The organism is Pseudomonas xionganensis, assembly GCF_009763245.1.
Classification (GTDB): Bacteria; Pseudomonadota; Gammaproteobacteria; order Pseudomonadales; family Pseudomonadaceae; genus Aquipseudomonas; species Aquipseudomonas xionganensis.
Genome location: NZ_WKJZ01000001.1, coordinates 1,045,178 through 1,057,517 on the forward strand (window position 1 = coordinate 1,045,178; position 12,340 = coordinate 1,057,517).

Sequence of the window (12,340 nt, forward strand, 5' to 3'; positions counted from 1 at the left end):
ACGGGCGTACTGGCTAATGGCTTGCAGTCTAGCCCTTTGCCGGAGGCCTGGCATCTGGCGCGCTACTTGCGAACCGCCGGTCAAACCATCAGGTCGATGGTGTTGCCCAGGTTGCTGGGGTTGCTCGGTATGCTGGCGGGCGTGGCGGCCTGTACCAGGCTGCCGATGCCGCTGGCCTGAAGTTCCAGGGTCTTGCGCAGCAACAGCAGGGACGCCAGGGCAGAGGCCTGCGCCGCTGCCTGGGTGGACACCTGACTGGTCAGGCTGCTCAGTTGCATGTCAGGGATCTCCCGTTATGGGGTGTCAGGCTGGCAGGCAGACACCGGTGCCACCCAGGCCGCAATAGCCGCCGGGGTTCTTGGCCAGGTATTGCTGGTGATAGGCCTCAGCATAGTAGAAGGGCGGCGCCGGGCGGATTTCCGTGGTGATGGTGCCCAGGCCGGCCTTGTCCAGTTCGGCCTGGAAGCGCGCCTGGCTGGCCAGGGCCGCGCTCAGCTGTTGCTCACCATCGCAGTAAATGGCCGAGCGGTACTGGGTGCCGGTGTCATTGCCCTGGCGCATGCCCTGGGTCGGGTTATGGGCCTCCCAGAACACCTTGAGCAGGGCTTCAAAGCTGGTCTGCTGCGGGTCGAAGACCACCAGCACCACCTCGGTATGGCCGGTCAGACCCGAGCAGGTCTCTTCATAGGTCGGGTTGGGCGTATGGCCGCCGGCATAGCCGACGGCCGTGGTCCAGACGCCTGGTTGTTGCCAGAAGCGCCGCTCGGCGCCCCAGAAACAGCCCAGGGCGAATACCGCCTGTTCAAACCCTTCGGGGAATGGGCCTTGCAACGGATTGCCGTTGACGAAATGGGCAGCGGGTACCGCCATGGCTTCGGCGCGCCCGGGCAGGGCCTGCTCGGGCGTCGGCAGTTCCAGTTTATGGGCGAGAATCTGAGAACGCAGCACCATGGGGCCTCCGGTTCGAGTGAGCTATGGGAGCCAGCTTGCTGGCGATCTTCGCAGTTTAAAAGCCTCGCCAGCAAGCGGGCGCCTGCAGGGCATATCCGAGCAGCGCTGGAGCAGCAGCTAGCTGCGCCTCAGGTAGCGTTTAAGGCGCGTCACCAGCTCGCTGCCGGCGATGGGGCGGTCGAATAGATAACCCTGGCCGATGTCGCAGTGCTGACGGCGCAGGAACGCGAGCTGGGCCGTGCTCTCGATGCCCTCGGCCACCACCTTGAGTTTGAGCTTGTGAGCCATGGCGATCACCGCGGCGGTGATTTCCATATCGTCCTGATCCTGGGGGATGTCCTGGATAAAGCTGCGGTCGATCTTGATCACGTCGATGGGAAACTTCTTCAGATAGCTGAGCGAGGAATAGCCGGTGCCGAAGTCATCCATGGCCAGGCTCAGGCCCAGGCCTTTCAGGCGTGCCAGCTGCTGGCGGGTATCGCCGCTGGCTTCCAGCAGCAGGCTCTCGGTCAGTTCCAGCTCCAGCAGGGCCGGGTCGCAGCGCTCCTCGGCCAGGATGGCGGCGATCGCGCCCACCAGATCCGGGTCGGAGAACTGCTTGGGCGACAGGTTGATGGCCATCTGCAAGGCGCCCAAGCCCTGGGTCTTGAGTTGCTGGGTCATGCGGCAGGCCTGGCGCAGCACCCATTTGCCAATGGGGATGATCAGGCCGGTTTCCTCGGCCACGCCAATAAAACTGTCCGGGCTGATCATGCCTTTTCCCGGGTGGCGCCAGCGCAGCAAGGCCTCCAGGCCCAGCAGTTGGCCGCTCTTGAGGCACAGTTTGGGCTGGTAGAAGACTTCCAGCTCATCCTGGCTTAGCGCCCGACGCAGGTTGCTCTCGACAAACAGCTTGTACTCGGCCTCGGCGTTCAGCGCCGCGGTGAACAGCTGGTACTGGTTCTTGCCGTTGGCCTTGGCCTTGTGCAGGGCCAGGCCCGTGTGCTTCATCAGGGTTTGCGGGTCCTGGCCGTGCTCGGGCGCGCAGGCCAGGCCGATGGAACCGGTCACGTTGATCAGCTGATTGTCGACGAACAGCGGCTTGTCCAGGGTCTGCAGCACCTGCTGGGCGATCCGCTGGGCTTCATCGGCCCCCTTGCCGTCGAGCAGGATGGCGAACTCGTTGCTGGCGAAGCGGGCCAGCAGCGGCCGCTCCTGCAGGCTGTTGCGCAGGCGCCGGGCCAGGGCGCTGAGCAGTTTGTCGCCGGTCTGATGGCCGAGGCTGTCGTTGATCCGCTTGAAATTGTCGATGTCCACCAGCAGCAGGCTGACCGGTCGCCCGTCCGGTGCGGCGAAGTGCTGTTCCAGGGCGCGGATAAAGGCGTAGCGATTGCCCAGGCCCGTGAGGTTGTCGCGAAAGGCCAGGCGCTCGATATGCTGCTGGGCCTGCTTGCTGGCGGTGATGTCTTCGTAGATGCCGATATAGTGGGTCAGCTGGCCGGCATCGTCGTGCACCTTGGACAACGACAGGTGGCCCCAGTAGGGCTCCAGGTTCTTGCGCCGATTCTTGAACTCGCCCTGCCAGCTGTTCTGCTCGGCCAGGCCGGTGCGGGCGTCGAACAGGATGTCGCTGAGGTTTTCCAGGGCCGGGATGTCGGATACCCGGCGCCCCTGGACTTCCTCGGCACTGTACAGGGTGATGGCGGTAAAACTGGGGTTGACGTACTCCACCAGGCCGTCGCGGTCGAGCAGGATAAAGGCGCTGGCGCTCTGCTCGACGGCGCGCTGGAACAGGTGCAGGGCGCGGGTGGCGCGGCGGATCTGCTGGTTGCTCAGGACCTGGGCGTAATGGTCGGCCAGCTCGCCGGCAAAGGCGATTTCGTCGGCCTGCCAGATCCGCGCCGAGCCGCTGTGTTCCAGGCACAGCACGCCGATGACCTGGCCGTCGACACGGATGCTGGCATCGAGCAGGGCATTGATCCCCATGGGTTGCAGGTAGTCAGCCCCCAGTTCACGGGTGCGCTTGTCATGCAGCGCGTCGTGGGCATCCAGGGCTCGGCCGCTGTGCAGGGCTTGCAGATAATTGGGGTATGCCGCGAGGTCGATGCTTGCACTGGGCTCATGGCGCCCGCTGGCCTGCATATAGACGGCGACGGGTTCCAGGCGCGAATCCTTGAAGTGCCAGATGCCGACCCGGGCCACCTGATACAGCTCGCTGGCGCTTTTGCTGATCAGCTCGGCGGCTTCGCGCAGGGGATCGTGACCGTAATGATGGCGCGCCAGGCGAACGATCAGCTCCTGCTGGGCGCGGGCTCGCTGTTGCTGCTGGCGCAGTTCTTCGCGGCTGCGCTGGTACAGCTCCTCGGCCATGCGCAGGTGATTGGGGGCCTGGTCGGGGTGGCTGTCCACCACCAGCAGGTAACCGGCCAGCAGTTGCCGTTCGCGTTGCTTGAAGGCCTCGCCCAGTTCCATCAGGGTCAGGGGGCCGTTGGGTGTATGCAGGCGGTACTGCACCACATAGTGCTGGTGCTGCAGCAGTTGTTGCTGGATGTCCTCATGCAGTGCCTGGCGTGCCAGTGGCTCCATCAGGCTGGCGAAGGGGGCTTCCAGCAGGTCGCAGAGTTCGTGGGCGGCGAGGCCCAGTTGCTGCTGGCAGGCGGCATCGAGAAACAGCAGGGGCCAGCTGGCTTCATTCAACCGCTCGAAACGCAACATGCCCAGGCGCGCAGGCACTGGCAACTGCGTCACAACCTCGGCCGCGAGACGACGTGCGGCATCGGGATGGCTTTTCATTCGGTGGCGGGGTTCCAGTATGCTGGCCGAGGCTTGGGCTCGGCCCACTTCATCTACAGCGACGGCCAAGGGTGCATCATGCAATTGCCACTGACAAGAAAACTAATAATTGCCGCATTGCTCGGCCTCGGTTTTGCTGCACCTGTGACGCAAGCCGAGGAGTCCACTGCCAGCCTGAGTGGCAGCGAACAGGCCAATTACCTGGCCGAACTCAAGGCCCTGTACCTGACCGACAGCGAGCGTCAGGCGCTGCTGGCGCACAGCAACAGCCTGCTGGACAGCTATGCCTTGCGTGCCGCCTATCAGGTGGGTCAGCAGCAGCGTGAGGATCGTGTGTACCAGCTGCAGGTGGCCGCCCCGGGTGAGCTGTTGCTACGCGAGGAAGTGCGCAGCCAGAACGGCGAAATCCGCGTCAGCAACCAGCGCCTGAATGTTTATGGCGCCGATCCCTATATCCGTTATGACTGCCCGCAGACCGGCATCCGCTGCGTGCTGCGCAACCCTCAGGACGGTAGCCCGTTGCTCAGCATCGTGCGCGATCACCAGGGCGCCGCCGAGCTGGCCAAGGCCCTGAGCTTTCTGATCCGTAATCTGCAGCGCGGCTAAGGCGCCGAATAGTTGTAGGGCGGGTGTGCTGCAAGTTTGTTGAGATCGTGCGCTGGGCTTGCATGCAAAACAGGGTTCTCACATGTTCGCGGGAGACTGTTTTGGGCGCCGGACTGGCAAGTTTGTGTGTGGCACTACTCATGCCGCGGCGCAGCCGGGGCCGGATGGCGGGGTGTGTTTCTTTGCTTACTTTCTTTGCACAAGCAAAAGCTACGAAGCGAAGCGGAGTAACAGCCGCAGGCTGGCCCGAAGGGTGAGCGCAGCGAATCAAGTGAGTCGCCCGTAAGGGGCGAAACCCACCAGATCAGGCGGTGCGTTAATGGATAGTGCCCAACCATCGGCCACACACACATTTGCCAGTCCGGCGTCTACCAGCCATGCCCTAAGTTTCCGATGGAGCAAAAAAACCCCGCCAATGGCGGGGTTGAGGGTACGAGCGTGGCGTGCTCGAAACAGGTTGTGCGCGTTACAGCAGCATCGTGCGGATATCCCCCAGCAGCTGCGACAGGCGCTGGGTGAAGCGGGCCGCGGCGGCGCCGTTGATCACCCGGTGGTCGTAGGACAGCGACAGCGGCAGCATCAGCTTGGGCTGGAAGGCCTTGCCGTCCCAGACCGGCTGGATGGTGGCCTTGCTCACGCCTAGGATGGCCACTTCCGGCGCGTTGACGATCGGCGTAAAGCCGGTGCCGCCAATATGGCCGAGGCTGGAGATGGTGAAGCAGGCGCCCTGCATATCGTCGGCCGAGAGCTTCTTGCTGCGTGCCTTCTCCGCCAGGGCGGCGGCTTCGCCGGCCAGTTGCAGCAGGCTCTTCTGATCGACGTTCTTGATCACCGGTACCAGCAGGCCATCCGGGGTGTCCACGGCGAAGCCGATGTGCACGTACTTCTTGCGGATGATTGTCTTGCCGCTGGGGGCCAGGGAGCTGTTGAAGTCCGGCAGTTCCTTGAGCAAATGGGCACAGGCCTTGAGCAGCAGCGGCAGCACGGTGAGTTTGACCCCGGCCTTTTCGGCCACGGCCTTCTGTGCCACACGGAAGGCTTCCAGCTCGGTGATATCGGCCGACTCGAACTGGGTCACGTGCGGCACGTTGAGCCAGCTGCGATGCAGGTTGGCGGCGCCGACCTGCATCAGGCGGGTCATGGCCACTTCTTCCACTTCGCCGAACTTGCTGAAGTCCACACTCGGAATCGGCGGGATGCCGGCGCCGCCAGTGGCGGCACCCGCCTCTGGGGCGGCCTTGGCCTTGTGCATCATGGCCTTGACGTAAGCCTGCACGTCCTCCTTGAGGATGCGGCCCCTGGGTCCGGTGCCGGTGATGTCGGCCAGGTCCACGCCGAAATCGCGGGCGGTCATGCGCACGGCAGGGCCGGCATGCACCTTGGCGCGATCACGCTTGGGCGCATTGGCCGCTTCGGCCGCGGCGGCCGAGAGGGCGGCGATGGCGCGCACTTCGGCGGCCACTTCCGGGGCGGCGCCAGCCGGCACACGGTGCACTTCCTGGCTGGCCGGAGCGGCGGGGGCTACCGGCGCAGCGGCAGGCGCACTACCGGCCACCTTGAGCTTGAGGATCAGGTCGCCGGTGCCAATCTCGGCATCCAGCTTGACCAGCACTTCTTCCACGATGCCGGCAGCCGGCGCGGGGATCTCCATGCTGGCCTTGTCCGACTCCAGGGTGATCAGCGACTGGTCGGCCTCAATGCTGTCGCCGGCCTGGACCAGCACTTCGATGACCTTGACCTTGGCGTCGGTGCCGATATCCGGCACAAACACATCCTGCACGCTGCTGGTGGCAGGTGCCGCGGCGGGAGCCTGCGCCTGAGCAGGGGCTGCCGGTGCGGCGGCTGCAGGTGCCGGGGCGGGCTCCGCAGCGGCCGGCGCGGGCGCGGCCTCGGCGGCACCTTCGACTTCCAGCTCCAGCAGTTCGTCGCCTTCCTTGAGCTTGTCGCCCAGCTTCACTTTCAGCGCCTTGATCACCCCGGCCTTGGGCGCGGGGATTTCCATGCTGGCCTTGTCCGACTCCAGGGTCAGCAGGCTCTGGTCGGCTTCGATGCGGTCGCCGACCTTGACGAACAGTTCAATCACTTCACCCTCACCGCTGCCGATGTCGGGTACGCGAATCAATTCACTCATCGTTTCGCTCCTTAGCAGTCCAGGGGGTTGAGTTTTTCCGGGTTGATACCGAACTTGGCGATGGCCTCGGCCACCACTTTCGCTTCGATATCACCGCGGTCGGCAAGGGCTTCCAGGGCGGCCAGGGCGACCCAGTAGCGATCCACTTCGAAGAAGTGACGCAGTTTCTTGCGGCTGTCACTGCGGCCGAAGCCGTCGGTGCCCAGCACCTTGTATTCCTTGCTCGGTACCCACTGGCGGATCTGGTCGGCGAACAGCTTCATGTAGTCGGTGCTGGCCACCACCGGGCCCTGGCGGCCGCTGAGGCACTGCTCGACATAGCTCTGCTTGGGCTTCTGCTCCGGGTGCAGGCGGTTGTGCCGCTCCACGGCCAGGCCGTCGCGACGCAGCTCGTTGAAGCTGGTGACGCTCCATACGTCGGCGCCGATATTGAACTCCTCGCGGAGGATCTTCGCCGCCTCGCGCACTTCGCGCAGGATGGTGCCGCTGCCCAGCAGCTGCACATGGTGGGCTGCCTCGCGCTTGTCTTCTTCGAGCAGGTACATGCCCTTGATGATGCCGTCCTCGACGCCTTCGGGCAGTGCCGGCTGCTGGTAGGACTCGTTCATCACGGTGATGTAGTAGAAGATGTTCTGCTGCTCTTCGATCATCTGCCGCGTGCCTTCACGGATGATCACCGCCAGCTCGTAGCCGTAGGTGGGGTCATAGGTGCGGCAGTTGGGGATGGTGGCAGCCATGATGTGGCTGTGGCCGTCCTCGTGCTGCAGGCCTTCGCCGTTGAGGGTGGTGCGTCCGGCGGTACCGCCGATCAGGAAACCACGGGCGCGGCTGTCACCGGCGGCCCAGGCCAGGTCGCCAATGCGCTGGAAGCCGAACATCGAATAGAAGATGTAGAACGGCAGCATCGGCTGGTTATGGGTGCTGTAGGCGGTGGCGGCGGCGATCCAGCTGGACATGGCGCCGGCCTCGTTGATGCCTTCTTCGAGGATCTGGCCCTTCTTGTCCTCGCGGTAGAACATCACCTGGTCCTTGTCGACCGGCTCGTACAGCTGGCCCACCGAGGAGTAGATGCCGAGCTGGCGGAACATGCCTTCCATGCCGAAAGTGCGCGCCTCGTCCGGCACGATGGGCACGATGCGGCTGCCCAGTTCCTTGTCCTTGACCAGCTGGGCGAGGATGCGCACGAAGGCCATGGTGGTGGAAATTTCGCGCTCGCCGCTGCCGTCGAGGATCGCCTTGAGGGTTTCCAGGGGCGGGGTCGGCACGCTGAAGCTGCCTACGCGGCGCTGCGGCACGAAACCGCCGAGGGCTGCGCGGCGTTCGTGCAGGTAGCGGTATTCGGCGCTGCCCGGCTCCGGTTTGACGAAGGGCAGCTTCTCCAGGTCTTCGTCCTTGACCGGGATGTCGAAGCGGTCGCGGAATTTCTTCAGGCTGTCGGTATCGACCTTCTTGGTGTTGTGCGCGGTGTTCTGCGCCTCACCGGCCCCGGTGCCATAGCCCTTGATGGTCTTGGCCAGGACCACGGTGGGCTGGCCCTTGTGGTTGACCGCCTGGTGGTAGGCCGCATACATCTTGTAGGGGTCGTGGCCGCCGCGGTTGAGCTTCCAGATCTCGTCGTCGGAGAGGTCCTTGACCATCTCCTTGAGCTCCGGGGTGTTGAAGAAGTGCTCGCGCACATAGGCGCCGTCTTTGGCCTTGTAGTTCTGGTATTCGCCGTCGATCACCTCGTCCATGCGGCGTTGCAGGATGCCGTCCTTGTCCTTGGCCAGCAGCGGGTCCCAGAAGCGGCCCCAGACCACCTTGTTGACGTTCCACTCGGCGCCGCGGAACACGCCTTCCAGCTCCTGGATGATCTTGCCGTTGCCGCGCACCGGGCCGTCCAGGCGCTGCAGGTTGCAGTTGATGACGAAGATCAGGTTGTCCAGCTTCTCGCGGCCGGCCAGGGCGATGGCACCGAGGGATTCCGGCTCGTCGCACTCGCCGTCGCCCATAAAGCACCAGACCTTCTGCTTGCCGGCGGGGATAAAGCCACGGCTCTCCAGGTACTTCATAAAGCGCGCCTGGTAGATCGCCTGAATCGGTCCCAGGCCCATGGATACGGTAGGGAACTGCCAGAAGTCCGGCATCAGCCAGGGGTGCGGGTAGGAGGACAGGCCGTTGCCGTCCACTTCCTGGCGGAAGTTCTGCATCTGCTCTTCGCTGATGCGACCTTCCATAAAGGCGCGGGCATAAACGCCCGGCGAGGCATGGCCTTGGAAGAAGATCAGGTCGCCGCCGTGCTCCTCGGTGGGGGCCTGGAAGAAGTAGTTGAAGCCGATGTCGTACAGGGTCGCGCTGGAGGCGAAGCTGGAAATGTGGCCGCCCAGATCCGGGTCCTGCAGGTTGGTGCGCATCACCATGGCCAGGGCGTTCCAGCGCACCAGCGAACGGATGCGCCGCTCCATGAACAGGTCGCCCGGCATGCGCGCTTCATGGCCAACCGGGATGGTGTTGCGGTACGGGGTGGTGATGGCGTAGGGCAACTGCGCACCGCTGCGGGTGGCCAGCTCGCCCATGCGGGTCATCAGGTAATGCGCACGGTCTTCACCCTCGTGTTCGAGGACGGACTCAAGGGCGTCCAGCCATTCCTGGGTTTCGACGGGATCGAGGTCTTGCATGGCTTGCTCCAGGGCGGAAAGGCTTCCAGAATCGGAGGCCAGGTTTCGTGGCCGACTTCGTGAGTGGGCCGCGTGAATTCTTGGATTGACCGGGGGTAGGGCCGGCTCCGTGTAGTTTTACTACATTCCGACGCTGATTTCAGCCTTCTGGATACAATCTTTGGTAGTAAAACTACAATTATTTTCGCGGCCCTTGCGCGAAAGTGCTCTGGACCGGGCGATTTGCCTGGCCTGCATGCGCTGGGCCGTTCGCCAAAAAGGATAGACCATGAGCCTGCCCGCGCTGGCCTGTTTGCCCGACGCCCTGCAACCCCTGGCCCTGCGCGCCGAGGAGTCCCTGCAACAGGCCTGTGCCGCGCTCTCGGAGGCGGCCCTGGCCCAGTTCAACGCCTGGCCCCTGGCCCGCCGCGAGGACCTGCGCCGGGTGGGTGCGGCCAGCGATTTTGTCGTCCAGCAGGGTCTGCGTGATCCGCAGATGCTGCTCGATCTGGCGGCCAGCGGTGAGCTGGAACGCAGTCTCGGTTCGGGGGAAATGCGCCAGCAACTGCGCGACTGGCTGGCCGAATGTGTTGATGAAGATGAACTGAGCCGCCGCCTGCGGCGTTTTCGCAATCGCCAGCAGCTGCGCATCATCTGGCGTGATATCAGCCGCCAGGCGGATCTGATCGAAACCTGTCGCGACCTTTCCGAGCTGGCCGATATCTGCATCGACCTGGCTTATCAGTGGCTTTATCCACGGCTCTGCGAGCAGTTCGGCACGCCCATCGGCCGGCGTAGCGGTACGCCGCAGCATCTGGTGATTCTCGGTATGGGCAAGCTGGGCGCCCATGAGCTGAACCTGTCCTCGGATATCGACCTGATCTTCGGCTACCCGGAAGGTGGCGAGACCGAGGGCGTCAAGCGTTCGCTGGATAACCAGGAATTCTTTATTCGCCTGGGGCAGCGCCTGATCAAGGCTCTGGATGCTATTACCGTCGATGGCTTTGTGTTCCGTACTGACATGCGCCTGCGCCCCTATGGCTCTTCCGGTGCCCTGGTGTTCAGCTTCAATGCGCTGGAGCAGTACTACCAGGATCAGGGCCGCGACTGGGAGCGCTACGCCATGATCAAGGCACGGGTGGTCGGCGGTGATCAGAAGGCCGGCGCCGAGTTGCTGGAGATGCTGCGGCCCTTCGTTTACCGGCGCTACCTGGATTTTTCCGCGATCGAGGCGCTGCGCGCCATGAAACAGCTGATTCAGCAGGAAGTGCGGCGCAAGGGCATGAGCGACAACATCAAGCTGGGCGCCGGTGGTATTCGTGAGGTGGAATTTATCGCCCAGGCCTTCCAGCTGATCCACGGTGGGCGCGACCTCAGCCTGCAGCAGCGTTCGCTGTTTGCCGTGCTCGACACCTTGCGCGACCAGGGCTACCTGCCGGCGGCGGTGACCGACGAACTGCGCGACGGTTATGCCTTTCTGCGTTATGCCGAGCATGCCCTGCAGGGTATCGACGACCGGCAGACGCAGATGCTGCCGGACACCGATCAGGATCGGGCGCGGGTCGCCTTTATCATGGGCTTCGACAGCTGGCATGCCTTCCACGAGCGGCTGATGCACTGGCGCGGTCGGGTTGACTGGCATTTCCACCAGGTAATCGCCGACCCCGATGAAGAGGCCGAAGTGGCCGCGGATGAATGTGTCGGCGGTGAATGGCTGCCGCTATGGGCGGAGGCCCAGGATGAGGAGGCGGCCTGTCGCCAGCTCGACGACGCGGGTTTTGCCGATGGCCAGACCGCCTGGCGGCGGATCACGGCACTGCGCAGTGGTAGCCAGGTGCGCGCCATGCAGCGTCTCGGCCGCGAACGCCTGGATGCCTTTGTACCGCGCCTGCTGGCCCAGGCGGTGGAGCACGATAATCCGGATCTGGTGCTGGAACGGGTTCTGCCGCTGGTGGAAGCGGTGGCGCGGCGCTCGGCCTATCTGGTGCTGCTCACGGAAAATCCCGGCGCCCTGCAGCGACTGTTGACCCTGTGCGCGGCCAGCCCCTGGATTGCCGAGCAGATCACCCGCTTCCCTTTATTGCTTGATGAACTGCTCAACGAGGGCCGCCTGTTCAAGCCGCCCCAGGCGCCCGAGCTGGCTGCCGAGTTGCGTGAGCGGCTGATGCGCATTCCCGAAGAGGATCTGGAACAGCAGATGGAGGCCCTGCGCCACTTCAAGCTGGCCCATCGTCTGCGGGTGGCGGCGTCGGAAATCGCCGGCACCTTGCCGCTGATGAAGGTATCCGACTACCTGACCTGGCTGGCCGAGGCCATCCTCGATCAGGTGCTGGCCCTGGCCTGGCGTCACACCGTGGCCCGCCATGGGGCGCCACGGCGGGCCGATGGCAGTCCCTGTGATCCGGACTTCGTCATTGTCGGTTACGGCAAGGTCGGCGGTATCGAACTGGGTCATGGCTCGGATCTGGATCTGGTGTTTATTCACGATGGTGACCCCCAGGCCGAAACTGCCGGCGCCAAGCCCATCGATGGCGCGCAGTTCTTCAATCGCCTGGGCCAGCGCATCATTCATCTGCTCACCACCCAGACCAACTCGGGTCAGCTGTATGAGGTGGATATGCGCCTGCGCCCCTCCGGCGCGGCTGGGCTGCTGGTCAGCTCCCTGGCGGCCTTTGCGCGCTACCAGGAGAGCGAGGCCTGGACCTGGGAGCATCAGGCTCTGGTACGGGCGCGGGTGCTGGTGGGCTGTCCGCGGGTGGGCCAGGCGTTTGAGGCGGTGCGCGCCCAGGTGCTGGGTCGCGCTCGCAATCTGGACACGCTGCGCAGCGAAGTCAGCGAGATGCGCGCCAAGATGCGCGACAACCTCGGCAGCAAGGCCACCGCCGCCGGCACTGCCGCCAATGCCTTCGAGGCGACGGCCACCTTCGATCTCAAGCAGGATGCCGGTGGTATCGTCGATATTGAATTTATGGTGCAATACGCGGCCCTGGCCTGGTCGCAACAACACCCGGAATTGCTGGAGTTCACCGATAACATCCGCATTCTTGAAGGGTTGGAGCGAGTTGGGCTGTTGCCGGGTGAAGATGCCCGGCTGTTGCAGGATATCTACAAGGCCTACCGCTCGGCGGCGCACCGCCAGGCACTGCAGAAGCAGCCTGGGGTGGTGAGTGGTGATCAGTTTGTCGATGAGCGGCGCACGGTGATGCGCATCTGGCGGGAACTGGGGCTGAGCTGAAGATTTAAG

The 12,340-nt window shown here is 64.2% G+C and carries 7 protein-coding genes; 2 read left to right on the top strand and 5 right to left on the bottom strand.

Translation table 11 applies throughout. The features are described from left to right. Positions 1-80: 80 nt before the first annotated feature. From GJV18_RS04760 to GJV18_RS04770, 3 genes are all read right to left on the bottom strand, one after another. Positions 81-278: a putative motility protein gene (locus tag GJV18_RS04760; protein WP_160343560.1), complete on the bottom strand. Its 198-nt coding sequence runs from the start codon at positions 276-278 to the stop codon at positions 81-83. A gap of 25 nt (positions 279-303) precedes the next feature. Further along, positions 304-951: a peptide-methionine (S)-S-oxide reductase MsrA gene (msrA, locus tag GJV18_RS04765; RefSeq protein ID WP_160343561.1), complete on the bottom strand. Its 648-nt coding sequence runs from the start codon at positions 949-951 to the stop codon at positions 304-306. Between the two features lie 117 nt (positions 952-1,068). Continuing rightward, the gene (locus GJV18_RS04770; protein ID WP_160343562.1) at positions 1,069-3,723 is read right to left on the bottom strand and encodes a putative bifunctional diguanylate cyclase/phosphodiesterase; all 2,655 of its coding nucleotides are present in this window, start codon (positions 3,721-3,723) and stop codon (positions 1,069-1,071) included. A 78-nt stretch (positions 3,724-3,801) separates the two neighbouring features. Between GJV18_RS04770 and GJV18_RS04775 the strand changes: the two genes are divergently transcribed. Further along, a complete protein-coding gene (locus tag GJV18_RS04775; protein WP_160343563.1) occupies positions 3,802-4,329 on the top strand; it encodes a hypothetical protein in 528 nt (175 codons plus the stop codon). A gap of 466 nt (positions 4,330-4,795) precedes the next feature. On the opposite strand, the gene aceF is transcribed toward GJV18_RS04775, so the two are convergent. Together aceF and aceE are read right to left on the bottom strand one after the other, a co-directional pair. After that, positions 4,796-6,460 carry a dihydrolipoyllysine-residue acetyltransferase gene (gene aceF / locus GJV18_RS04780; protein WP_160343564.1) on the bottom strand — a complete coding sequence of 555 codons (1,665 nt, stop codon included), beginning with the start codon at positions 6,458-6,460 and terminating at the stop codon, positions 4,796-4,798. A gap of 11 nt (positions 6,461-6,471) precedes the next feature. Continuing rightward, complete coding sequence (gene aceE / locus GJV18_RS04785; RefSeq protein WP_160343565.1) at positions 6,472-9,117, bottom strand: pyruvate dehydrogenase (acetyl-transferring), homodimeric type; 2,646 nt, start codon at positions 9,115-9,117, stop codon at positions 6,472-6,474. 268 nt (positions 9,118-9,385) lie between these two features. Between aceE and glnE the strand changes: the two genes are divergently transcribed. Further along, entirely contained in the window at positions 9,386-12,331 is a 2,946-nt protein-coding gene (glnE, locus tag GJV18_RS04790; RefSeq protein ID WP_160343566.1) for a bifunctional [glutamate--ammonia ligase]-adenylyl-L-tyrosine phosphorylase/[glutamate--ammonia-ligase] adenylyltransferase, read from the top strand. The last annotated feature ends 9 nt before the right edge of the window (positions 12,332-12,340 follow it).

Coding starts and splice junctions, on each gene's coding strand:
- GJV18_RS04760 (WP_160343560.1), bottom strand. CDS start 278: ATGCAACTGAGCAGCCTGACCAGTCAGGTGTCCACCCAGGCAGCGGCG.
- msrA (WP_160343561.1), bottom strand. CDS start 951: ATGGTGCTGCGTTCTCAGATTCTCGCCCATAAACTGGAACTGCCGACG.
- GJV18_RS04770 (WP_160343562.1), bottom strand. CDS start 3,723: ATGAAAAGCCATCCCGATGCCGCACGTCGTCTCGCGGCCGAGGTTGTG.
- GJV18_RS04775 (WP_160343563.1), top strand. CDS start 3,802: ATGCAATTGCCACTGACAAGAAAACTAATAATTGCCGCATTGCTCGGC.
- aceF (WP_160343564.1), bottom strand. CDS start 6,460: ATGAGTGAATTGATTCGCGTACCCGACATCGGCAGCGGTGAGGGTGAA.
- aceE (WP_160343565.1), bottom strand. CDS start 9,117: ATGCAAGACCTCGATCCCGTCGAAACCCAGGAATGGCTGGACGCCCTT.
- glnE (WP_160343566.1), top strand. CDS start 9,386: ATGAGCCTGCCCGCGCTGGCCTGTTTGCCCGACGCCCTGCAACCCCTG.